Consider the following 21,996-nt stretch of genomic DNA (forward strand, 5'->3'; position numbering starts at 1 on the left):
CCTTATTTCAGCGAGTAGCGCACGAAGGGCGCGATGACGTTGGTGATGTGGAATGGTGCGTCTGCGAATGACGCGGCGATGTAGGGGTGCCGGCGCTCCCCCAGCTGCGGCGGGCTGAAGCGCACGAAGGCATCAGCCGTTTGCGTGATCGGGACGCCTGCGGTGTCCAGGGTGATGCCGTGGAACATGTCGGTGATCGTCTCGGCGTATCCGCGCCATGCGTTCGACCCTGCGCCGCCTGCTGTATAGATCGTGACCGTGACCATGCCGACGTGATCCATGCGGTTCTGGTCGCGCCCGATGCTGCCCTGGAGGACGGCCCCGGATTGGATGGTAAGGCGCACGCTGTTGACGGTGGGCTCGCCGCCTTGGCCGTCCCATATGACGGGGGTTTGCGCGGGCCACTGCGCTGCAAAGTATCGTTCGATTGAGGCGCGCTCTAATTCGTAGCTCATGACGCCTCCCGGCAGCGCGAATGACCCCGCTGAACGGGGCAACTTGTTCCAAAATGGAACTGGTTCGCTTAATTGTGAGAAATTACGGGTTGCGGTTAGATGCGGCTGCCGAGGCTGTTTGCGATTGCCTCAAGTTCATTGACCGTGAGGGCAAGCACCCCCTGCGGCGCCTGTTTGGACCAACCGTTCTCTAGGCGAAGAGCGTAGGGCAGCGCGTTCTGTAGATATATCACCGGCCATCCATCTTTGCCAGCGTAGGACGCCAGCACCTGCGCGTTCATCGCTCCGAACTCTCCCAATGACATCGTGGTGCGGTCGCTTGGCGTGCCGATGCTGATCAACCAGTTGGCGCGGAATGTGCCGATATCTACCGGGCTCTTTTCCTGCACCCCGGCCAGCCCCTCGGTGGCGATGTAGATCACCAGCTCACGCATCTTGTCCAGCATCGCCAGCCATTCACGCTCGATCTCGATCTTGAATTCTCGAGTTGCTTGGCCGGTCATCGCGCCACCACATAAAAAAGCGACCCGGCTGCGACGATATCCTGCACCTTCATCACCGTGCGTGTCTTGCCCGCATAGGTGATCGTCCAGTTCTCTTTCGGCGCAACCGTGAACCCTTCCATCAGCACCAGCACTTCGGCAGGTCCGGCGACGTAGCCCTCAAACACGTCCCCTACAGGCTTAGTGCTGTCTTCGACCACGCGGCCCGATACACTGCGCGAAGTTTCAGGATAACTACCGCTGATCGGATCGTAATTGCCCTGCTCAACCCAATTAAGCGTTGCCGGGTGGATCGCATCGGTGATCTTGGCCGCAACGGCGGCGAAGGCCTTGGCGGCGATCTGGGCGACTGTCACCATGTCAAAACTCCGGTCGCTTCATGCGGTAGACCGCCGTGCAGCGGCATTGGATAATTTCCTCAGCAGGCGCGCCGTGGCTGGTATCGCCGGGGAATTCCATCTGCCCGCCGGTCAGCCCGGTGAACAACTCGCCGTAATCACGGCTTTCACCATTCAGATGCCGGTGACTGTCCCGCGTGCGCCCGTCCGATGTTGCCAACCACTTCACCGTCATGCCGGACGCCAGCCCGGTATCCATCAGCGTGCCGAACCCGTCATGCTGTCCCGCGCGCAGGGAGTTGAGCGTCTCCGTCCGGCTGATCGTCTCTGCCCGGTTTCGTAGCAGCCGCGCCTTATGGGCTGCCGTGATCTTGTCCAGCGTCCGCGCCGGCACCGCCCTGCCCTCTTTGATCGCCCGGCGCACTGTGGCGTCAAACCGGCGGTCTGTGGTGGTGTAGCGTGGCTTGTTACCCTTGAAATACTCCGCCACCCGGTCAGGGTCGCTCAGAATGTCCCGCACTCGGTCAGCCTGCGCAGCGCGCGGCCCATCCAGCCCCAGAAAACCGCCCTTGCGTGTCTTGCCGCCGGGGGTGATGCGCCCAACCATGTCTAGCGCCTGCTTGCGCGGTGGGATGCCCTCGCTGATCCCCTTGCGGAAGATATCGCGGGCCATGTCCAGCTGCTCGGCTTCCAGTATCTCCGAAAGTGCCCCGGTGACGCGCTCGATGGCCCCAACCGCCCGCGGGTTGCCGCCGAAACCGAACTGCCCTCGGATCGTCAGCGGCAGTGTGGCCGCGACCGATGCGCCGCCTTCGATGTAGGTTGCCCGGATCGCCTCAGTCAGTGGAAAAAGGATCTGTTGGTTCATGCGCAGAAGCTCGACCGCGCGCTCGACGTTGCCCCGCCGTAGCGCCGCTTCCAACGAGTCAATGTCGATGACCTGCGACTGCGCCTGCACCGCTGCCAAGAAGGCGTCACGCACGGTCGGGTAATGTTTCGTCAGCAGCGCGGCAATGCGGCGCTCCTGTGCGGTCAGTCGTCGTGCCATGGGTGTCAGCCCCGCTGTGAGCGCCCCAACGCATAGGCGAGGCGAATATGCGCGTCCTGCGCGCCATAAACCGACGGTGGCGCAAGGGCCACGATCATTGCGGCTGCTGCGTTTCCGCGTTCAAGGTGGTGGGCGATGGATGCCAGTTGCGCCGGGCTGGTTAGCGGTTCGATAGCGCTAAGGAACGACGCTCGAAAGTCAGGCGGCATCGCGTCAATCGCGGCCTGGATGGTGGGTGGGATGTTTTCCAAAGGGTCAGCCGATACTCCACATACCGGCGCCACTATAAACAGGCTTGAGCAATCCGGCCAGTAGCCCGTCGATCACACTGAACACGGGCAGAGGTGCGGCGGCCCCATCGTCCCGGTATTCCTCTTCGCTTTCCACCGGGCCAGCCTTGACCCGCTCGCGCTTCACCACCTTTCCGGGGGTGTAATCCGGCGCCAGCGAGCCCGGCGTCGTGATCTCGCGGATTGCAGCCTCAGTGATCGCATACTTGACCTCAGCGGGTGCCGCGGCGTTCGTCCAGGCGTTCAGCCAGCGGCCATTATAGGTCGCGGCGATGTACATCTGCCCGCGCTGCAAAGCGGCTGCCTTGGCCGTGTTATCACCGACCCACGCGGCATAGCCCATCAGCGAAGCATAGGTATCAGCCTCGGCAACTGTCAGAGCGGGGTCGGTGAATGACAGCATGATCAGTCTTCCTTGATCACTTCGTCACGCTCAGCAGCGGTAACGGTTTCAGCGCCCTCAGGCATTAGAGCGTTGATCGCGTCAACATCAGGTTTGCCGCCCTTGGTGTAGTCTTTCTCGGGGTCCAGACCGCCGATGGCTTCAAGGATCACCGCCTTGCGGTCGTCACTCATGTCGCCGTTGGCCGTGACCGGCTCCTTGTCGTCGGTCTGCGAGACCATCTCGTAGCGCCCAGCCCAACCCGCGGGCGGCTTGCCTTCGAGGGTGAACTCCTCACCGATGGGAAGCTCCCCGGTGTTACCGAAGAGCCCCCCTTTCGTGATGCGAATGCGATAAGCCATCAGTTCACGACCTCCGAAAAGAACACCCCTGAGCGACCATTGCCATCGCCGCGCACCTGAATCCCCATGGCGCCCATGCAGAGGAACTGATGGTCATCGGTAGGATTCAGGCGAACACGCGGCGTGGTGTTGACCGCCATGCCGATCAGCGGACGGATGAAGCGCGAGCTCGGCACAAAGCCGAAGAACTCGTTGCCCGAGAGCTTGTGCGTCACGACGATCTTCTTGATGCGGCGGTTCTTGGCGACGTGATCCATGATGGACCCCGGCTTGAGGCCAGCGGCACCGGAGTAGGCGCGATCCCAGTTGCGAGCGATCTCCGGCGAGATGTAGAGGTTCACCGGCGCCGAAATAAAGTTCGCATCAAGCATTGCACCGAACGGACCGACGAAGAAGGCGTCGATCTCGTCGGGGGTGGTGGTTGGTGCTGTCAGATCGATGTTCGCACCACCAGCACCGGTGCCGAGGTTGATCGCCTTGGAGTTGGGCGCGGTACGGATACCGTAAGCGCCGAAGCCCTCGATGTTGATCGTCGCGTCGCCGTCGAGTGCATAGTCCACCATATCGCGATCGATCTTGTCCAGCGCGGCCTCGTTGTCGTCGGCCAGAGCGTCATACCCCTCGCTTTGGAACTTCATCACCTCGCGCCACGAACGGCCATAGCCTTTCGCGAAGATGGTGATCGGCGCGCCGTCGAAGCCGTACTCGACCTTGTCAGTCGGCACCGGAACCTGACCAGAAACGGAGCGCACCACCTTGTCGCTCATGTCGCTGGATGTGCGGGCAATGGAAACCATCTTGCCGATGTTGACCGGGCGTGCCAGCCCCATCAGGTCGGACATGAACTCTTCGCCGCCGTCGTCACGCATGACACGAACGGTCTGTTCGTCCAGGTCAAACCAGAAGTCAGGCGGCAGAACCGTCTGGGCGTTGGCAACGGGGTCAGCCGAATACCAGTGATTGCGGATGCCGGATACCTCACCCCACCACGCTTGGTGCGGGCGGGAATTGGTAATCAGGTCGTTATCAAAATAGCGCATCTGGTGATCCCCTTATGTCGCTGCGGTCAGGTAGCCGGTCGCAGCGCGGACGCTGACAAGCTGAGCTGAGCCAGTGTTGTTGTTGAAGGTCTCGTTGGCGACCGCGACCACTTTGTCGGACAGCGCAGCCTTGATCAGGACGCCGCCAGCGCCGGGGGTGAGTGCGTCACCCTCGGTCAGGTCGTTGCCCGTCGCGACCAGCGCATTGAACAACTGACCTTCGACCATATCGAGCGCCACCGCACGGCTATCAGCCGCCCACTGCGTTTCGATGCCGCGACCGGTCAGGTAGTTATCCTGCACCAGCCAGACCTTGGCCGTAGTGGCTGCGGTGGCCAGCGCAAAGCCGTTTGCAGCATCGAAGGTCACCAGCGAGCCGGGCGTCAGTGCCACGCTTGCCAGCGCCTCCATGGCGTGAGGGGTCGGGTTGCTCACCGGACCCGCATAGATCGTGTTATAGCGTGCCATTGATCAGGCCTCCTTTGCTGCGCCGGGAACGCGGAACTTGATGGTGTCGTTGGGATCAGGGTCACCCAAGCCATTGCCCACTGGTGCCGCTTTGCCCGGCTTGGCGTTTTCGGCCAGCTTGCGTAGGTTGGCAACTGGCAGAGCCTTGCAGTCATCCTCATCAAGGATCGCCGCTTTGACGATGGTGTTCGTCAGACTTTCGCGCTCAGCCTCTTCCGCTTCCTTCGCCGCGTTGGCTTGCGCTTCCTGAGCGTCGGCAATTGGCTTAACCGCCGTAGCAATCGCGTTGGCGATCATCTCCGGCATAGCCTCAAAGTTTTTGTTGACGGCCTCGAAGGCCTTCTTGGTAGCATCGTCCATGACATTCTCCTCTTGGACATTTTCGTTTGCCTCGGCGGAGCCGCCGGACATGATGCCCCGAAGGGCTTCAACCAGACGCGGCAGCAGCGCTTCACGCGCCTTCGCCTTGTCCAGTCGCTCGGCGCTGTCGAGCAGATGCTCAGCAGCCCATGCGAGGTCATCCTCAGCCCAATCGACGCGTGAGTTGATGACGGTGAGTCCTGATTTGTTGACCATCAGGCCGACGCCTTCGTCTGGCGTGATCGCGCCCGGCTCATCCAGCAGCAGGGCGTTATGGTCCCACACGAAGTTGCGGCCGATCTTCTCAGCGGCATGCCCTTCTGGTGCATCTTCGATGTTCATGTAGAGGCCGGTTGACGTGTGGATCGGCTCACCCTTGTTGATCGCTTCGAGCAGGCGCTGACCATTAGCGTTCTCTGCGGCGCGATCCTTATAGATCACGACGTCAATCGCGATCCGGTCATCTACCCGGCGGGCGTTCTCGTTGAACGCAAAGACGCCGTTTTCAGCCACGGCCACCGGATCCGCAGCATTGAGGAACATGCCGTCTTTCTGCGGATGCCCCAACGGCGCGTGGGTGCCGTTCAGCCCTTCAAACGACTTGTCAATCTCATCCTTGCCGTAGAAAATTCCATTCAGAATGGTATCGTCTTTGATCACGTAGGATGGGACGATCATCACGTTGTGGCCGTTGCGGACCTCATGCCGAATTGGCCCGACAGCATTGCTGCGGGCATGAACCAGTGCCTTATTCATCGTCATCATCCTCTTTGTCGTCGAGCGGCAGCCCGGCTGGGTATCCTGCTGCACGTCTGATCTCAGTCACGTCGAAGACCTCCCCGGCCTCGGACGTGTTGATCTCGGACATCGTTTTTGCCCGCCCCATCATCGCGTCGGGACCGTCGTCGAGCAGCGAGTCCCACTCGACCCGCCACTCGCCTCCCGGCAGCGTTCCGGCGCCCTGCAGCCGCTCAATCAGCGTCATGATTGCCGGGACGATCTCGCCAGATCGGCGGGCTTCGTTGGTCCGCGCCCAGTCTTTCGCGTCCTCGGTGCTGGCCCGCTCGCCAGTGATCATGCCGATCAGCACCTTGAACGGGATGCGCATCGATGCCGCGAAGGTCATCACGCAGATGTTCCAGAACTCCTCCGGTTGCGGCAGCGTGATGTTCGGAAACTCGGTTTTCATCTTCGACAGCAGCAGGGAAGCGTCAAAGCCGGATGCCCAGGCCTTCACCACCTCGTTCAGCTTGTCCGTCAGTTCGGCCGGGTCAATCCCCATGCCGCGCGCCATTTCCTCGAACCCGTTACCATCCTCCATCGAGATGACAGGCGCGTTCTTTGCGGTCTTAAAGAAGCCTTCCGCTCCAGCGCCGCTGATCTTTTCTGCGTCAAGCATGGCATTGTAGCCCGCCTCAAGCTGTGAGCGGTCGTTGATCGTGCCATCCCGCGAAAGGATCAGCACTCGGTCGGGATGAACCTTGAACCGCCGACGGGGGCCGGCTGATGTGTTGTCGCTGCCCATGGCGTTCTCGGCATACTCCCACATCGTGGGCTCGCCGTAGGTCTCCGACGCGGTGTCGGTGTCGAACTCGGATGGGCGCAGCTGGTGCTGCCAGCATGGGATTGCCGCGAATAGCTTGGTGATGCCCACCGCCCGATCCAGAGGCTCGTTCATCTTCCTGTCGTCAGCGAACCGAAGAACCAGCCCGCCATAGTCACCCACGATGGATCGCGCATCGGCCTCCGCGAACTGCTGCCAGAAGCGAATGCGCGCCAGGTGTGCCGCGACCGCCTTCTCAGTGCTGCTTAGGTCATCGTCTTTATCGGTGATGCGTAGGACAGGAACGTCCTGCCACGTCTTCGACTTGAACGCGTTGACCGCGGCTGCCGCCAGACCGTTCCGGCGATACATGCGCAGAATATCCGGAAACGTCAGGCGTTCAGGCCAGCCGTATTCGTCAGCGTGAACCCGCTTGACGTTTGACAGCGTTGCGAAGTGCTCAGGGAACATCCCGGCCAGTGTTCGTTGTGCCATCAGCGGCGCCCTTTCGGGATGCCGAAGCCGACGAAAGAGCCGTACCCTCCCAGCATATCAGCGATCGCGTCCATCATTGGGTCGATCTGGTCATCAAACCCTGTGCCAAGGCCGTCGAATGTCTGCATTTCATACCTCAGGCTTTCGGTGAACGGCGCATCTTTGGGCAGCCAAACTTGGCCGGTTGCGACCCACGGGGCGGCGTCCAGGCCACGCGTGTACTTATCCCGGTCGCGCTGGATACCGTCGACGGGGATACCCTTGCGCTTGAGCGACTGGATTAGTCCGGTTCCTGACACCTTGTCCTCAACCCGTAGGCCGCGAACGATCTTGCCCTTGTGCTTTGCCCAGAAGGCCAGTGCGTTTTTTTCAAGGTCGGGCGCTTCCCACTTGCCCCGCACCAGATCGATCAGCACCGCGGGGCCGTTCTTGGCTTTGCCCCATAGCTCGATGACCGAATAGTCGTTCCGCTCGCCCGTCTTCTGGGCTGTGTCCGCGTACATCCGGTAATAGTCGATATCCGGCTCCTCACCGGGTTTGTACCAATGAACCCCGCTCATATCGAAGAGCGCACCCTCTGCTGAGACAGGGCGCTGCATGTACTGGCTGGCGAAAGTATAGGCGTCGGCCTTGATGACCTCGATCTCTTCGGCACTGTGCTTTTCTGACCAGAGTGGCCCATCCGGGAGGTTGTGCGCCACCGGGCGTCCGTGCGTCCATTCTTTCGGGTATTCAGCCGACTGATCGATCATCACCGGCAGGTCGAGATGATCCCAGATTTCGCCGGTCCCGCCGGTCAGCAGGTGGCCCACGAAGTCGTCGCTGTGCAGCCGCTGCATAATCACCACGATAGGCACGGCATCATGCGCCAAACGGCTGCGGAACGTGTTGGTAGCCCTTTTGTTGACCGATGCCCGTTTCGTCGGGCTGAAAGCATCGTCCGGCTTCAAGGGGTCATCGACCACCAAGGCGCCGGTGAAGTTATCCTTGTCCATGTAACCAGCGCGGAACCCTGTGATCGGGCCACCAGCGGCCTTAGCGAGCATCCCGCCGCCCTGCACAGTCTTCCAGCGATCCTTTGCGCTGGTGTCTGACTTGATCCCCACCGCGGCAAGCTCGCTGAACTCCGGGAGCTCAATCAGGCTCTTGATCTTATCGCTGTTCTCCCGCGCCAGATCATCCGAGAAAGTGCAGTGGATGAACCGCGCGGCCGGGTTGAGCATGAAGCCCCGGGCGATGAAGTTGACCACCGCCATCTCAGTCTTGGTGTAGCCCGGCGGCAGAGTGATGATCAGGCGGCTGATTTCGCCAGAGTGCACTCGGTCGAGGGTTTGGCCGATGACGCGGTGGTGCGGCCCCTCAATGAGCGGCATCCCCTCACGCGCCGGGAAGTGGTAGCGCGCAAAGCCCAGGTTACTCCGCCTCGCCCACTCCTTTTGAATCTCGTGCTTTGTCGGTAAGGCGTTCAAGCTGTGCAAGCTCCTCATCCGACAGGTTGGAGAGAACCACGGCAGGTGCGGGCGTCATGCTGCCATCGCTCGATTGATGGTCCTGCTTATCCGCAAGACCCAATTCGCGGGCAATGATGTTGCCGTTCAACAGGTCAGCCGATGCGCCCTCAAACTTCTGCTTGAAGATCACAGCCTCGGCTCGCGTGATGACGTGGGATAAATCGGCACGGGTTTTCTTCCAGTCATCCCAAGTCGTGCGATCGATATCCAGAAAAAGGCAAAGCCCGGTGATGGTCATCGCCCGCATCTTGGGGAACGTCTCTTTCGTCACCACCCCCTGAAAAGCAAAGCCCTTCGTTTCTTGAAGGGGGTTATCTTCGTTCCACTCGAAATACTCGACACAAGCACCCCATAGGTCATTTGGGTTCGTGAACTTGGGCTTCGGGCCATGAGAGCTTCGAGCCTCCCAGAAACGATTGCCGGGTGCGAAGCGACCCGCTTCGTCTCTGTCGCTCATGATGCCCCCATATTTACTTCTGCGACTTCAATCGCCTGACGAAGCTCTTGAACGCAACCCATTGCAGCGGTTAAATCTTTGGCCCCATATAGCGGGAACGCTTCTTCCAACCTTTCGATCATTGCTTCCGCTTGCGCCTTGGCGCGTTCGTCGGCGCTGGTCTGGCCGGATAGGGAATTCCAGAGATTTTCATGTCCGATGCGATGGATTAATGCTCGCTCAAATCTGAGTGCAGCATTCTCGCTTAAGTCGTGCTCAATGCAAAACGGCTCCACTTGCCGCCCCCGCTCAATCGCAGATTTAATCCCCCGATATTTCTTTACCGCAGACACCCTTCCAGCGGCGAAGTCCTTTAGGTGGTCATACATTCGAGCACCTTTACCCTTACCAACGTAGAAAATGGTTCCGCACGACGGGTCCACCAGAACGTAGACGTAAAACCCCTTCGGCACCCCATGGGAGTCTCTCGGCTCTTCAACGTCATATGCTCGCCGGTAAGCCTCAGCTGCATTGCCGGTCTCGAAATAAACCAGCGCAAACGCCTCTTGCTTTCGCGTCAGTTCGCGCTCGGCCATATCCGCCTCGTAAAATGTTACTTGAATTGCAGTAGCACCCGGCGGCAGAGGCAGGGTGCTGGATCGCCTCTACCGTCAGAGCGGGTTGGAGGGTCAGCCGCATTGTGCGCGGTTGCCCTAAACATACCCTATGCGGTGTCATTGCGCAATACGTTGTATTGCCTCGACACTGGCCTCACCTTCGATGCGGCCAATTGCACTGATCCCGCGATACCATACCCTGCCCATCTCTGATCTCACCACATCGACGCAGAACCCGCTGAGCGGTCCGCCATTGAGCGTCACGCGCTCACCAACATCGGGTGTGAGTGAAGCGATGCGCGCCGCCTCTTGGCGGTCAACCTCGGTCGGCAACCCCATCATGCGCATGACATCAGCCTCGCGAACATTGACCGGATAGCCGCCGAGGGAGAACACACCGGTGATTACCCGACGCTGGCGCATCACGTCCCACTGTGGCGCGAACTCAAACTTCGCATATATGATCTGGCTGATCATGGGAGTTGTGAAGTTATACCGCTTGCCGCGAATATGGCGCACCCGTTCGACGGTCGGATAGAGCACCTCAACCCCCGCCCCCCTTAGTATCTCCGCAGCTTTGGCCTCCTGCTGAGGCGCGACGACCAGAGCATGCCATTTCGGCTTACTGAGCGGTCTGCCCGTGAGGCCACGAACGGACCGAAAGGGCCATGGATCGCCGATCTTCAATTTCGTCATGCTCTGCCCTTTGTGCCTGTGGTGGTGTTTTTTGGTTCCGCGCGCTCTTGCTTATCCAGCCAGCGCGTGACCTCGGCGCCATCAAAGCAAGCAACAACCTGGTATCCGCATTCCCTTTGGTTGACGGTGCATACCCTGCCCAATGGGCCGCTATCCCCAACCAATCGGACATTCGTTCCTTTTGGCAGTGTCTTGCGCGGCATAGTCAGGTAGCAGCTTTTGTTCTGCGCCACCGTCCGAAGCTCATCCAACGTCAAACCCCCGCCCTCCGCTTTACCGCTTCAATCCCATGGTGCACGGTCGTGTGGTCGCGGTTGAACACCCGCCCGATGCGCGGCAGGCTGAATCCGCGCTTTGCCAGCATCGCCATGCATTCCTGCCGAGGATGCGAGACGCTGTGGCAGCGGGTCGGACCGAAGAAATCACGCAAAGCGATCTGCCGGCTGTGGGCGAACTCGGCGGCTAATTCCTCCGGGCTGCGAGGGATGAAGGCCTGGGCAAAGGTCGGTGCCGCTGCAAGGTATGCCGCCTGCATGTCGGGTGCTGTGATGGGTTCGATCATGGGGTATCCTCTCCTTCGGGCGGGATTTCGCCCCAGTATGCAAGCGTCCGCCGCCCGTGATCCGCCAAGCCCGGGATGTCCCGAACCCACCGGCGCGCGGTCGGTAAAATCTTATCCTCCAGCAGTTGCAGCTGATCGAACGTCAGCCTGCTGCGGTCGCCAAAATGCTGGCCATGCCTCTCAAAGCTCATTGATCACCACCGAACCGCTTAGGCGTGTAGCCGGCCGCTTCGCAGATGGCCTGCGCTACCGCAGGATCGCAGCGCTCCTTGACGGGCTCAGGCGCGAGCTGTGGTTGACGCACCAGTGCGGGACGTGGTCGCTTGCTGAGGATAATCGCCCGCAGCGCCCCGGCATCAGGTTTTGCCAAGCGCCCCCGGGCCGTACGATTGTTGGGGTCGATCTGGTAGTCACGCCATGCGTAGCGGATTTCGGAGTGCGAGCAGTTTTCGAGAACGTCCATCCAGCCTTCGACCTCGATTGCCTTTTCGGCATCGTGCGTGTCGAAGTCCTGCCAGAACTGACCGAGTATGGCCCGCGCCCTAACCCCAATCTTTGCCCGATGTTCCTTCTGCTGCTGCGGCGACAATGCGTTGAACCCGGTCGGGGTTGTGATCTCGTTTGCCATCGTGGCCTCCTTCAATTGCCTTGAGTTGGGTTGGCGCTATCGCTGTGACTGCTGGGGCGTTCTTTGCCCCGGCGTACTCGCGGAGCGGGTCGGTGAAATATCTGAGGCTGCCCGGTGGCCCGTCGCGCTTGCGCTGCGCAATCTCGGCGACAACCTCCACCGCTTCGCTCTCGCTGAGGCCGAGGTCGTTTCGGGCCTTGTCGAACTCTGCAAACTCAGCCCTGCCTGCGATCACCCTGCCATTTGCTGTGACACCGGACGCGTCATGGCCTGCGGCAACCAAGACCTTCTCTCGAAAGCTCAGACTCGCGCCCGCACTATCATCATCAGTCTTATATGGTTCTGGTTCTGGTTCTGGTTGGCATTCCGGCGGCAATGCGGCGGCATCACACCCCCCATTGTTTTCATTGGATTTTCTCTCAGATTTTGACCAGCGGGCGTGAGCGTTTTCCGATTGTTTTTTGGAATTTTTTTGCGAAATTTCGGTTTCTTTTTGTGCACGGCGGTTAATCAGAGCATCTCCATCGAGCCAAATCTTCCCCATCTCGATCAAGGACTGGACCACCTTTTTCGCCTTTGCCGGTGTGCAGCCGAAGCGACGTGACAGGCGCTTGTAGTCGGCGGTTGGGGCCGTGCCTGTTGCGGATGTCAGCGCCACGATTGTCACCAACGCACCGCGCTCCTCAAGGGAAAGCTCTTGCGTTCCTGAAAGCCAATCGTCGCCGTAGAAGCGGATATATGGGACGCCTTCACTCATACTGCCTCGAACTTCTCTTTCTGGTTGCCCCATGCATCCCAGCCCTTGCGCGGCCTCCGGGCGAACATTTCTAGCTTGCGGTGATCAGGCCAAACCGCGTCGACCTGATCCTGAAAATACTCAGGCTTGCGAGAGTGCTCCCGGGTAGGCGCTTCGACCACCGAGTCCGGGAACGGGTCGGTGCCAAGCCACGGAAACTTCCCCCGCTTCGCGATGATCAGGATTTCGTGCCGATTGCGCGCCCAGTAGCCGGTCGCGATGCGGGATTTGACCCAGACCAGCTGACTGACGTACTTGAAGCCCCATGCGTTGAGCACAGGCATGGATCGGGCCATCATGGGGGCTGTGGTCCACATGAACAGCAGTGCCTCCTTGGCGGCCCAATCCTTGACCGGCAGCGCGCATATTTCGGCGTCTGTCATGCAATCGTAATGGCGCATGGCGTTACGACCCGGCTTGGCCTTGGAGTTGCTCGCGAACTTCCACGGCGGGTCTGCAAAGATGATTTGGTAGCCGCTCATGCGACACCCCCAAAATCGGCTCGATCCAAAACAGCGCGAGCTAGCTGCTTTACGCGAGTTTCATCTACCGGTGTCGCCTCGGTATCGGCTCCGTAAGGGTCGAGGATGCCGTGAGACTGTGATGCTTTGAGGCCCAATACTGACATGAGGACAGGGTCGGAGCCGCCATCAGTCCAGAGATAGTGAGACGTGACCGGGTGCTTTTGACCAAACCGTCGCAACCGCCCGGAAACCTGCGCGTGAACCTGCGGCGACCAATCCATTTCGCCGAAAACCATGTGACGGCAAACGTGCTGCAACCCATCAAGGCCAGCGCCAGAACGCAGCGACATGAACATCAGCTTGGTATCACCAGACATAAACGCCTTTACGGCGCGCTGCTTAGCCGCCTGGCTTTCGCTGCCGGTGAACATGACCGGATGAAGGTCAGCCAAAGCCTCGCTCCAAATGCGGTAAACTTCGCGGTGCCAACCTGCGATGACAACTGGCTCACCAGCTTCAACCAACGTGCGCGCATAGGCGGCAACAGCGCGGGCCTTGGCAATGCCAGTATCTTGGCGGAGCAAAAGGTCGAGCTCTCGAGCAGCTTGCCCGCGCTCATGCCATCCACCGCCCAAGACCCGCATCGCCAGCTTACGCTGCAATTCCTTGTTGGATTCCGCGTCGCCTTCGTTCCAATCGACCTCAAAGACGACCTTGGATGCAGGTGGAAGTGTCGCTGATACCTCTTCATCCTCGTTGGTTCGGCGCAGGGTGACGCCCTCGCCCTGCAGATAAGCGCCAAGAGCAGACGGGTCTTTCACCACCCAATGCGATCCATGCGAAACGCACCAGTTGATTAGGAATTCGTGCCAAGCTCCAAGAACACCGGGAGCGATAAACTCGATCACGTTGAAAATTTCAGACCCATAGTTATAGATCGGCGTGGCGGTCAGCCCAATCACGGCGTCTGCAGCATTTGCAAAGGCTTGGGCGCCCCGCCCTTTGTTCGTGCTGGTTCCGTGGCGTAGTTCCTGAACCTCGTCAAAGATGACCGTCTTGCAGCCCAGCGTTTCGGCATAGTTTCCCCATGCTGCAATGTTCGAGTAGCGAAACAGATAGATGTCGGCGGGCTCAAGGTCGCGCACATTGCGATCCTTGACCATGACAGCGCGCAGGTTGGTAAAGCGATTGATGTAATCGACCACCCATTGCCGCTGGAGGTGGGGCTGAACCACAACCGCGGCTGGCAGGCCCCATCCGTCAGATACTGTGGCCAGCGCGGAAACCGTCTTGCCGAGTCCCACGTCGTCAAGCAGCAGTAAACCGCCATTTGCGCGCGCCATTTCAGCGGCCCGAAGCTGGTATTTAAAGGGCTTCTCACCGGCTCTAAAGCCAGGATCAATCACCGGCTGATAGTCTGGGCGCTTCAGTGTCTCTAAACGCTGCCTCTGCGCGTTATAGGCGTCCACACCTTCCGCTAGACGCTTCGCCGCGCGGTCAGTAACTTCCAACGGGTATCTCTGCATGAACCAATCAAGATCGGCTGCGCGGTCCAGGCGATCCCGTAGAATGAACGGTGGCGTTTGACCGTCGGGTATCCCCTTAAACATACCCTTGAACCGCATAGACACATGCGGCTTTAGGTCGATCAGAGCCCAGCTGTTACCGTCATAATCAAGTTTCCCAAGGTTCATAGCCAGCCCCTGCTCAATGATGCGATGTGCAGCCGCTTGCCGCTCAGATTGGTGATGGATTTTGGGAACGCGATTGCGGTGGCCAGAATGACTTCTGACACTCCATCAATCTTGGCGTACCGTTGTATCTGACGAAGAATGTCCCGGCGCCGATGGCCGGTTTTCACCTCGATGGCGATGGTTCCAGCCATAAGGTCAACGCGATCTTTGGCTGATAGCCGAACCTCGCACGAAACCTCTATGCCGCTATCACGAAGGATGCGCGCGATAGCCTGATGGCTTGCAGCCTCGGTAGTGACATTGATCTTTGCGCCCTCGATCAATCGGACGATGCGACGGGCGAGGAATGCGTCTTGGCTCATGTCTCCACCACCTCCACGCCCTGCGCGGCCAAGATCGCCTTCTTGATCTTGAACACGTCTGTCGCCCAGCCCTTGCTGTCCTCAACCACCTCTGCATCGATGCGCCTGTCGAAATAGACGAAATCGGCCTTGTATATCATCTTGCGCCCGGTCGGCGTCAGGATCGGCCCATCCTGACCCCGCAACTCGTAAGGCACTTGCAGACGCAGGTTCTCGATGATGCCCGCACGCTCAAGCTGGCGGAGAACGCCGTAGCGCCGCGCTTCCTTCTTGCTGTGAAATTTGATCCCATCCACCACCATCGCCTTTGTCCCGCGCACACGGCCCTTGCGCGCTCCGCCATTGGCGGACCGCTGCTTTCGAAACTCGGCTGCGGTGATGCGGTCGGTCATGGATCTACGATAGCCCCGCCAGCCGATAGGTCTGCGATGGCGCTTCGTCCGGAAACAGCCCATCGCGCACCGGCTCGATATGATCGCTCAGGCGCTCGAACGTGGTCGCTGTCAGAGCGCCCCCCCCCCAGAAGGTTGTAGCGGGTCCGGTCCGATACTTTGTTCGGGTCAACGAGCGTGACCATGATCCGGTCTCCGCTTTTCAGCGCGGTCAGCGCCGCTTCAAATCCTACGCGCGCCATCAGGAGCTCAAAGCCTCCCGATACATCTCAAGCACCGCCTGATCTTCCGCCAGCTTGTCGGGGTCGGTCGCCCGTTCTTTGATAAGTGTGCGGATTGGCCGTGACATGTAGCCGCGGCTTTTCAGTTCCGCGAAGACCTCTTTCTCCTGTTCTTTCAGGTCGGCCATCTCGCCGCGCAAGCGCTCAATGCGCTCAACAAATTGGCGCAACTCGCTCGCCGCGACCCGCTGGCTGTCGGATTGGTCAATAGGTGAATTGTCCATTTCATTTCTCTCCTGAAAGTTTTTCACTAACCCTTGGGTTGCGTTATCTTTTTGCCGTCAACGGCCATCCCCAAGCCGCGCACAAACCGCTCCCGAATGCGGGTCGTGGCGTGTGATTTGGTCGACTTGCACGGACACGGTTGAAGCGCGACCCGCAGCTCGTGGACCTCCTCGATGGGAACCGTAAGGATGACGTAATCACCCTCTCTGCGCGCGGTGGCGGTCACAGCTGCCCTCCGATCTTCTTAAGAGCATCACTGACCGCTGGCCGCGTGCATCCAATCCGCCGGGCAACCTCGCTGCGGCTTAGCCCCGAACCGAGATATGGACGCACCTTTTCTGCCACGTTCTTTTGAGAGAACCGCCGTGGCTCAGGCTTTTCGCCCCATGCGATCCGCGTGGCTCGGTTCTCTGCTGCTGCGACTTGTTGCGGTGTCATAAGGGTCCCCTCGCTGCAAAGATTGTTCGCGTGCCGGTTATCGCAGACCCAGGCGAGCGCCACCTAGGCGCGCGCGGGCGCGCGCGGGCGGCGGCCGAACGGGCAGTGGGCGCACGTAGGCGCGCATCGGCGGTGACCAAATAGACCGCAGGCCCGTTAAGGCGCGCGCAGGCGATGACGGATGGTCGACCTTTGACGCTCGAACTGCCGGACCAAGTAGAGCCCGCATTGGCGGCAGAAGGCACCGGAACAGTCCGACAAGAAGATATTCCGCGGTATTCCAGCCGCGCGCCGGGTCGAGCAACAGTCACTGCGCTGCCTCTAGCGCTTCACGCAGGCGACGCATCGCAGCTTCCGCCTCAATCGCCTCACGGATCGCCTCGGTCAGATCACCGTCAACAGACTGAGCAGCGGACAGAGCGGCGGAGATAGCCTCGCCCGCTTCTTTCGATGCAACGCCCGATGCCGCGTAGAGGCAGGCCGAGGCTGTGGGCCCGTTAGCGTTCATGCGGCGCGCCAGCATCCGGCTGACCGGGTAGCGACCCGCTGCGTCTTCTAGGGCTGCCACATCCTCAACCGGCCAGCCCAGCTGCCCTGACAATCGCTTCGACAGCGTACCTTTGCTGACGTGGCCGTGTGTGCGTGCGTTGATGGTTTCCGCCGCAGCGTCAAGACAGCCGAACGTTCCGTCGATCAGTGCGGCCATCTGGGCATTAACCAGCTTGCGAAGGTCAGGCATTGGCAACCTCGTTTCCTTTGATATCAGCGCGAACCATCGCAGGCTCAGCGCATGACAGGGTGTTTTGACAGAGATGGAGGGAGGGGCGCGGCATTAGGCGGCGTCACCAAACACATCGGTCAGGTCTGGTCGGAGATCCCCAACCGAAACGCCAAGTGCCTCGGCGAGCGCCCTCACCTTCGAGACCCCGATCTTCCGTTGCCCAGCCTCAATGAGGCTGAGGTGAGCGCGGGAGATACCTGCTGCCTTGCAGACATCCGCTCGCGACAACCCGTTCGAGTTGATGTGTTCGGTTATATCCATACTATTTTTTTACACTATGTGAATTTAACCTGCAATAGGGATTTTACATAGTGTTTATGGTCGGCTCACAGCCGGACGGGCATACACATGGGATGAAATTCAACATCCGTGAGCGGCGGAAGACCGCAAGCCTGACGCAAGAGGAAGTCTCCGACATGCTTGGCATTTCGGTTTCGCTCTATAATGGTCTTGAGTCTGGCAAGCGCAGGATGAATGAGACCTATCTTGAAGGTCTGGCAAATATCTTCTGCGTATCTCCTTCCGAATTGATCATAGAAGAGCGCCCCACGGTCGCCATAGCGGGCGCTGTCGGCGCTGGCGCGATGGTCCCGGTGTTCGACGCCTACGAAAAAGGCGACGGGCCGCAAGTCGAATGCCCACCCCAGCTATCGCCGCACGGCATCGTTGCAGTTGAGATCGTGGGCGACAGCATGGAACCCGTCTACTCCGCTGGCGATCTGCTGTTCTACACGCGCAATGCCGCTGACGGCATACCGACAGACGCCATAGGCCACCGCTGCGTCTGCGAGGACGTGAACGGCATGGGGTGGGTGAAACAGGTGCGCGCAGGATCAGAGCCGGGTCTGTTCAATCTAATATCTCTGAACCCCGGCGCCGATAATCAGCATGACGTTAAGCTCAAATGGGCCGCGCGGGTGCGGATGCATCTGCCGGCGGATATGGCGCGGCGGGTTTAACAGAAACGCGGAGATCGAGATGCCGTCAGAAAAAGAAGAAGACACCTGGACCCTAAGCGAACAGCAAATGGCAACCGTAAGGCGACATCTGGAAAGAGTTCTGACGGATGGCTGCTGGGTTTGCAAAAAGAATGACTGGATTATTCTGGCCAAGCTGTCAGGTGAAAAGCCGTATGACCCCAATGCCAACTATTTAGCCCTGCCTGATAGCGGGCCAAAGGTACGGATCACCTGCAAGAATTGCGGTAACGCAGCGTATTTCTCTTCGGACGTTATAGGACTCAACATCGCGCCCTCGGAGGTATCCAGTGACTAACCGAATTCGTCTTGAAGTCGACAACACCGAGACACAGGTAGAGGGGCGTGCTAGAATGGGCGGCACCGAACCACCGGACGGCGGAGACATGATGGAACGCACAGTAAAGCTCGAGGCAGCAATGACGCATGTTCAGCGGGACATGACCGACCTGCGCGGAGACATGAAGGATGTGAGGGATCGCCTCAAGGGTTTGGAGGTTAAGGTAGACCACCTGCCATCCAAGGGGTTTATCGTGTCGGCTGTTTTGGCCGCGTTAGCAGTGATCGCCGCCCTACTCACCTATCAGGATAAATTGCAGTCGCTGCTGAATACTGGGTAGCGCCGTACAGTCCGACCCCTCTAGCCTACCAGCACCCGCCCTAGTGGCGGGTTTTTCTTTGCCTGCCGCCGGGCTGGTGGGGGTGTTGTAGCATGGGGTGGCAGCTGCGGGCAGCATAAAATTCACACTGTGTAAAATTTATGCTTGAACTGCTATTTTACATAGTGTAAATATCCTCCATACCAACCCGGTAATGGAGATGACCATGCAAACCCGCAGCACCTTCGAGACCCTCGCCCGCAACGCCGCGTATGTCGGCAGAGTGGCGGCTATTCGGTGGCACCACCAAGGCGACGGCATTTGGCTTGGAACTGGTGGCTATCGCGCTGAAGCAAGCGACCCGCACGGCAGCGAATACGTCCTGACCTTTCCCGATGGCACGACCGGCCACACCGGGACCGCGCAGGAATGCCGCCAGATCGCGGCGCAACACGCACAGGAGAACGCAGCATGACCCTCCACCAGCCTATCCCACAGGTGCCGCTATCACAGCCTGCGCCGATGTATCTCAAGCAAGCCCCGCTGGCAGACAGTGAATGCGACGTAACAGACGCATGGAACGAGCGGAACGACCCTGAGAACGAAGAAGGCGCGATTGTCACCGCCTTCTTTGAACACGCAACCGACCACGGGCAAACGCAGGCCACCATGATCGGCCTGACCGTCGAGGAATGCGGCGAGACGTTCCACTACTCCACTATCGGCGCGCTGTTCCAGCTTGGGCTACAGGCGGTTCGCCGCATTGAACTGGTACACGGGGAGACGCTGCAATGAAGATCACCTCCCTCCTCGGCGCCGAGTGGTTCGACCACATCCTCGCCCGCCGCAAGACCGCGCCAGAGCCAGAACCCGTCGATGACTTCCGCGATGTGCTGGAAGACCTGTGGGCTGACCGTGAGGCGCGGAAGGATGCTGAGACGCGCCGCGCCATCGCCTTCGATTTGGAGTGCGGATGATGATCACCCAGTCCCACCCATCCCCCGAGGTGCAGCGCCAAGAGCGCCAGCAATCCCGTGCGTGGTTCTTCGCATGGCTCACCATCGCAGGCTTAGGCGCTGCCGTTGCTATCGACGCCGCGTCAGCCGCGCTGAGCCAATACCCGACAACCCACCCTGACTGCGCAACTGCGCGCTGCTGAGAGGATAAGCAATGAACGATCAGACCCAAATTGAAACCGGCACGGCGCTCGCGCTGCCAGCTGGCGCCGACCTCACTGCAATGTTTGCCAAGCCTGACAAGGTTGATGACGTGATCAGCCGCATTGAAGCTGAGGCTCGCAGCCACGCGCCTGATCTGTCGACCGCCAAAGGTCGCAAGGCTATCGCCTCACTGGCCCATACAGTCGCTCGCAGCAAAACTACGCTCGACGCCGCGGGTAAAAGCCTGACCGACGATGCGCGGAAGCAGATTGCTTTGGTCGATGCAGAGCGGCGGAAGATCCGTGAGCGGCTGGATGCCCTGAAGGCGGAGGTTCGCAAGCCCCTTGATGAATGGGAAGCTACTGAAGAAGCGCGGATCAAGCGCCTCAAGGATGCCCTGCAATCGCTCACACCTGCGCCCGTACAGATGCGCGACACGGAAACCATCACTGTCGAGATTGATCGCATCAAGGCAATCTCGGTTGATGATAGCTGGGCGGAATATCAAGAGATCGCTGATGCCAAGAAAAAGCAGTCGCTTACCGATCTGACGCAATGGCATGAGGCTGCGAAGGTCCGCGAGGATCAAGCTGCCGAACTCGCAAGGCTGCGCGCCGAGGCCGAGGAACGTGCTCGGAAGGATGCCGAGGAAGCAGCGGCGAAAGCTGAGGCGGAGCGTCAGGCTCAAGCCAAAGCCGAACAGGAACGTCTGGCCGCTGAAAAAGCGGAAGCTGACCGCATCGCAGCGGATAAAGCTGAGAAGGCAGAAGCGGATCGCCGTGAGCAAGCCGATCGCGAAAAGGCCGAAGCAGCTGAGCGCGCCCGCAAGCAGGCGGAAGAGGATGCCGCGCGCCGCGAGAAGGAAGCCGCAGAACGCCACGCCCGTGAAATGGCCGAAGCAAAGCAGCGCGAGGAAGCAGCCGCCCAGCGTGAGCGCGACCGCATTGCTGAAGAGCAGCGCCGAGCCGATGTAGCCCGCGCCAAGCGTGAAGCGGATCAGGCGCATCGGGTCCGCATCCGGAACGAGATCGCCGAGGGGCTAAAAACGCTCGATGCTGGCAACTGGTTTGCGCTGGCTGATGCTCTGATCGATGGCAAGGTGCCTCACACCCGAGTGACGCTATGAACCAGATCAATCTCACCCCCGGCGTCTACCGCGACCTGTCAGACGACCAGTACCACGCTGACCCGTCCGACCGGCCTAGCCTATCAAGCACGCTCGCCCGCGTCCTGCTGAACCAGTCGCCGCTTCACGCATGGGTGCAGCACCCGAAGCTGAACCCGAACTGGGAACCAACCGACAAGAAGACCTTCGACATTGGCCGCGCGGCTCACCGGGCGGTGCTGGGCCGAGGTGGCGACTATAAGGCGATCCCGTCTGATCTGCTCGCCTCCAACGGTGCAGCCAGCACAAAGGCCGCGAAGGAATGGATCGCAGAGGCCCGCGCCGCCGGCATAACGCCGCTGAAAGCCGAAGAGGTCGACCAGATCGGCGAGATGGCAGCGATTGCCGCGCAGCGCATGGCCGACAATGGCATCGCGCTGGACCCGGAGAACTCCGAAGCCGTGGTGCTGGCCGAGATCGGCGGCGTCCCTTGCCGCGCCATGGTGGACAACGCACCGATTGACCCATCGCAGCCCCTCTATGACTTCAAGACCTGCGTCGATGCCTCGCCAGATGCCTGCGTCCGGGCGGTGATGAACTACGGCTACGATGTGCAGGCGCGGCACTATCTCGATTGCTGGAAAGCTGCGACGGGCGAAGAGCGGCTGTTCAGGTTCATCTTCCAGGAGAAGTCGGCGCCCTATGAGGTCTGCGTCGTCCAGATGGGCAACGAGAGCCTGATGATGGCGTCGAAGAAGACCGCCCGAGCCCGCGAAATCTGGGGCAACTGCATCCGCACCGACCACTGGCCGGGATACCCGGATGGCGTGGTCAGCATCGAACTGCCTGAGTTCTACCACGCGAAGTGGCTGGAGCGCGAGAGCGCCGAGGCCGACCACAAGCGCCACTACGGGCGTGATGTGCTGGATGCCGCTGGCCGCTGGCAGGCGCCTGAAGGCTACGCGGCTGAGTGAACTCCCATTTTCTC

General features: G+C 60.1%; 33 protein-coding genes. 9 read left to right on the forward strand and 24 right to left on the reverse strand.

Going from position 1 to position 21,996, the window contains the following annotated elements; genetic code table 11:
• Window positions 1–2: 2 nt before the first annotated feature.
• From ACGYLA_RS02820 to ACGYLA_RS02935, 24 genes are all read right to left on the reverse strand, one after another.
• Window positions 3–455 carry a hypothetical protein gene (locus tag ACGYLA_RS02820; protein ID WP_394430120.1) on the reverse strand — a complete coding sequence of 151 codons (453 nt, stop codon included), beginning with the start codon at window positions 453–455 and terminating at the stop codon, window positions 3–5.
• A gap of 95 nt (window positions 456–550) precedes the next feature.
• Window positions 551–958: a hypothetical protein gene (locus ACGYLA_RS02825; protein WP_394430122.1), complete on the reverse strand. Its 408-nt coding sequence runs from the start codon at window positions 956–958 to the stop codon at window positions 551–553.
• Complete coding sequence (locus ACGYLA_RS02830; RefSeq protein ID WP_394430124.1) at window positions 955–1,317, reverse strand: hypothetical protein; 363 nt, start codon at window positions 1,315–1,317, stop codon at window positions 955–957. The genes ACGYLA_RS02825 and ACGYLA_RS02830 overlap by 4 nt, the downstream gene beginning before the upstream one ends.
• Window position 1,318: 1 nt before the next feature.
• Window positions 1,319–2,344, reverse strand: coding sequence for a phage minor head protein (locus tag ACGYLA_RS02835; RefSeq protein ID WP_394430126.1), 1,026 nt, complete (start codon window positions 2,342–2,344; stop codon window positions 1,319–1,321).
• Window positions 2,345–2,599: 255 nt separating this feature from the next.
• On the reverse strand, window positions 2,600–3,037 hold the full coding sequence (locus tag ACGYLA_RS02840; RefSeq protein ID WP_394430128.1) for a DnaT-like ssDNA-binding protein: 438 nt from the start codon (window positions 3,035–3,037) through the stop codon (window positions 2,600–2,602).
• A gap of 2 nt (window positions 3,038–3,039) precedes the next feature.
• Entirely contained in the window at window positions 3,040–3,378 is a 339-nt protein-coding gene (locus ACGYLA_RS02845) for a hypothetical protein (protein ID WP_394430130.1), read from the reverse strand.
• Window positions 3,378–4,418, reverse strand: coding sequence for a major capsid protein (locus ACGYLA_RS02850; RefSeq protein WP_394430132.1), 1,041 nt, complete (start codon window positions 4,416–4,418; stop codon window positions 3,378–3,380). The genes ACGYLA_RS02845 and ACGYLA_RS02850 overlap by 1 nt, the downstream gene beginning before the upstream one ends.
• Before the next feature lie 12 nt (window positions 4,419–4,430).
• On the reverse strand, window positions 4,431–4,886 hold the full coding sequence (locus ACGYLA_RS02855) for a hypothetical protein (protein ID WP_394430134.1): 456 nt from the start codon (window positions 4,884–4,886) through the stop codon (window positions 4,431–4,433).
• 3 nt (window positions 4,887–4,889) lie between these two features.
• Window positions 4,890–6,002 carry a hypothetical protein gene (locus ACGYLA_RS02860; protein ID WP_394430136.1) on the reverse strand — a complete coding sequence of 371 codons (1,113 nt, stop codon included), beginning with the start codon at window positions 6,000–6,002 and terminating at the stop codon, window positions 4,890–4,892.
• Window positions 5,995–7,284 carry an anti-CBASS protein Acb1 family protein gene (locus tag ACGYLA_RS02865; RefSeq protein WP_394430138.1) on the reverse strand — a complete coding sequence of 430 codons (1,290 nt, stop codon included), beginning with the start codon at window positions 7,282–7,284 and terminating at the stop codon, window positions 5,995–5,997. The genes ACGYLA_RS02860 and ACGYLA_RS02865 overlap by 8 nt, the downstream gene beginning before the upstream one ends.
• Window positions 7,284–8,657, reverse strand: a complete 1,374-nt coding sequence (gene terL, locus ACGYLA_RS02870; protein WP_394430140.1) for a phage terminase large subunit — start codon at window positions 8,655–8,657, stop codon at window positions 7,284–7,286. The genes ACGYLA_RS02865 and terL overlap by 1 nt, the downstream gene beginning before the upstream one ends.
• 40 nt (window positions 8,658–8,697) lie before the next feature.
• Window positions 8,698–9,252, reverse strand: a complete 555-nt coding sequence (locus tag ACGYLA_RS02875) for a DNA-packaging protein (protein WP_394430142.1) — start codon at window positions 9,250–9,252, stop codon at window positions 8,698–8,700.
• A complete protein-coding gene (locus tag ACGYLA_RS02880) occupies window positions 9,249–9,827 on the reverse strand; it encodes an LEM-3-like GIY-YIG domain-containing protein (protein ID WP_394430144.1) in 579 nt (192 codons plus the stop codon). The genes ACGYLA_RS02875 and ACGYLA_RS02880 overlap by 4 nt, the downstream gene beginning before the upstream one ends.
• Window positions 9,828–9,965: 138 nt before the next feature.
• Entirely contained in the window at window positions 9,966–10,544 is a 579-nt protein-coding gene (locus ACGYLA_RS02885) for a transcription termination/antitermination protein NusG (protein WP_394430146.1), read from the reverse strand.
• A 253-nt stretch (window positions 10,545–10,797) separates the two neighbouring features.
• Window positions 10,798–11,106, reverse strand: coding sequence for a helix-turn-helix domain-containing protein (locus tag ACGYLA_RS02890; protein ID WP_394430149.1), 309 nt, complete (start codon window positions 11,104–11,106; stop codon window positions 10,798–10,800).
• Window positions 11,107–11,293: 187 nt separating this feature from the next.
• Window positions 11,294–11,734: a hypothetical protein gene (locus ACGYLA_RS02895; protein WP_394430151.1), complete on the reverse strand. Its 441-nt coding sequence runs from the start codon at window positions 11,732–11,734 to the stop codon at window positions 11,294–11,296.
• Window positions 11,649–12,491: a DUF1376 domain-containing protein gene (locus ACGYLA_RS02900; protein WP_394430153.1), complete on the reverse strand. Its 843-nt coding sequence runs from the start codon at window positions 12,489–12,491 to the stop codon at window positions 11,649–11,651. Before ACGYLA_RS02900 ends, ACGYLA_RS02895 begins: the two co-directional genes overlap by 86 nt.
• Window positions 12,488–13,012 (reverse strand): MT-A70 family methyltransferase, encoded by a 525-nt coding sequence (locus ACGYLA_RS02905; protein WP_394430155.1) that lies wholly within the window; start codon window positions 13,010–13,012, stop codon window positions 12,488–12,490. The genes ACGYLA_RS02900 and ACGYLA_RS02905 overlap by 4 nt, the downstream gene beginning before the upstream one ends.
• Window positions 13,009–14,688, reverse strand: coding sequence for an SNF2-related protein (locus ACGYLA_RS02910; protein ID WP_394430157.1), 1,680 nt, complete (start codon window positions 14,686–14,688; stop codon window positions 13,009–13,011). The genes ACGYLA_RS02905 and ACGYLA_RS02910 overlap by 4 nt, the downstream gene beginning before the upstream one ends.
• On the reverse strand, window positions 14,685–15,050 hold the full coding sequence (locus ACGYLA_RS02915; RefSeq protein WP_394430159.1) for a hypothetical protein: 366 nt from the start codon (window positions 15,048–15,050) through the stop codon (window positions 14,685–14,687). The genes ACGYLA_RS02910 and ACGYLA_RS02915 overlap by 4 nt, the downstream gene beginning before the upstream one ends.
• Window positions 15,047–15,442 carry a DUF1064 domain-containing protein gene (locus tag ACGYLA_RS02920; protein WP_394430161.1) on the reverse strand — a complete coding sequence of 132 codons (396 nt, stop codon included), beginning with the start codon at window positions 15,440–15,442 and terminating at the stop codon, window positions 15,047–15,049. The genes ACGYLA_RS02915 and ACGYLA_RS02920 overlap by 4 nt, the downstream gene beginning before the upstream one ends.
• Before the next feature lie 241 nt (window positions 15,443–15,683).
• The gene (locus tag ACGYLA_RS02925) at window positions 15,684–15,947 is read right to left on the reverse strand and encodes a DUF2312 domain-containing protein (protein WP_394430253.1); all 264 of its coding nucleotides are present in this window, start codon (window positions 15,945–15,947) and stop codon (window positions 15,684–15,686) included.
• Between the two features lie 746 nt (window positions 15,948–16,693).
• Entirely contained in the window at window positions 16,694–17,125 is a 432-nt protein-coding gene (locus ACGYLA_RS02930) for a hypothetical protein (RefSeq protein WP_394430163.1), read from the reverse strand.
• Window positions 17,126–17,218: 93 nt separating this feature from the next.
• Window positions 17,219–17,428, reverse strand: coding sequence for a helix-turn-helix domain-containing protein (locus ACGYLA_RS02935; protein WP_394430165.1), 210 nt, complete (start codon window positions 17,426–17,428; stop codon window positions 17,219–17,221).
• A gap of 92 nt (window positions 17,429–17,520) precedes the next feature.
• On the opposite strand from ACGYLA_RS02935, the gene ACGYLA_RS02940 reads away from it, so the two are divergent.
• The 9 genes from ACGYLA_RS02940 (at window position 17,521) to ACGYLA_RS02980 (ending at window position 21,982) form a co-directional block, all read left to right on the forward strand.
• Window positions 17,521–18,126, forward strand: coding sequence for an XRE family transcriptional regulator (locus ACGYLA_RS02940; RefSeq protein WP_394430167.1), 606 nt, complete (start codon window positions 17,521–17,523; stop codon window positions 18,124–18,126).
• A 19-nt stretch (window positions 18,127–18,145) separates the two neighbouring features.
• Window positions 18,146–18,442, forward strand: a complete 297-nt coding sequence (locus tag ACGYLA_RS02945; RefSeq protein WP_394430168.1) for a hypothetical protein — start codon at window positions 18,146–18,148, stop codon at window positions 18,440–18,442.
• A gap of 55 nt (window positions 18,443–18,497) precedes the next feature.
• Entirely contained in the window at window positions 18,498–18,764 is a 267-nt protein-coding gene (locus ACGYLA_RS02950; RefSeq protein WP_394430170.1) for a hypothetical protein, read from the forward strand.
• Between the two features lie 199 nt (window positions 18,765–18,963).
• Window positions 18,964–19,218, forward strand: a complete 255-nt coding sequence (locus tag ACGYLA_RS02955; RefSeq protein ID WP_394430172.1) for a hypothetical protein — start codon at window positions 18,964–18,966, stop codon at window positions 19,216–19,218.
• Window positions 19,215–19,538 (forward strand): hypothetical protein, encoded by a 324-nt coding sequence (locus ACGYLA_RS02960; protein ID WP_394430174.1) that lies wholly within the window; start codon window positions 19,215–19,217, stop codon window positions 19,536–19,538. The genes ACGYLA_RS02955 and ACGYLA_RS02960 overlap by 4 nt, the downstream gene beginning before the upstream one ends.
• Window positions 19,535–19,720 (forward strand): hypothetical protein, encoded by a 186-nt coding sequence (locus ACGYLA_RS02965; protein ID WP_394430176.1) that lies wholly within the window; start codon window positions 19,535–19,537, stop codon window positions 19,718–19,720. Before ACGYLA_RS02960 ends, ACGYLA_RS02965 begins: the two co-directional genes overlap by 4 nt.
• Window positions 19,717–19,902 carry a hypothetical protein gene (locus ACGYLA_RS02970; RefSeq protein WP_394430178.1) on the forward strand — a complete coding sequence of 62 codons (186 nt, stop codon included), beginning with the start codon at window positions 19,717–19,719 and terminating at the stop codon, window positions 19,900–19,902. Before ACGYLA_RS02965 ends, ACGYLA_RS02970 begins: the two co-directional genes overlap by 4 nt.
• 11 nt (window positions 19,903–19,913) lie before the next feature.
• A complete protein-coding gene (locus tag ACGYLA_RS02975; RefSeq protein ID WP_394430180.1) occupies window positions 19,914–21,029 on the forward strand; it encodes a hypothetical protein in 1,116 nt (371 codons plus the stop codon).
• Window positions 21,026–21,982, forward strand: a complete 957-nt coding sequence (locus tag ACGYLA_RS02980; RefSeq protein ID WP_394430182.1) for a PD-(D/E)XK nuclease-like domain-containing protein — start codon at window positions 21,026–21,028, stop codon at window positions 21,980–21,982. The genes ACGYLA_RS02975 and ACGYLA_RS02980 overlap by 4 nt, the downstream gene beginning before the upstream one ends.
• Window positions 21,983–21,996 lie beyond the last annotated feature (14 nt).

It is taken from the genome of Sulfitobacter sp. 1A13679 (genome assembly GCF_043557115.1).
Taxonomy (GTDB): domain Bacteria; phylum Pseudomonadota; class Alphaproteobacteria; order Rhodobacterales; family Rhodobacteraceae; genus Sulfitobacter; species Sulfitobacter faviae.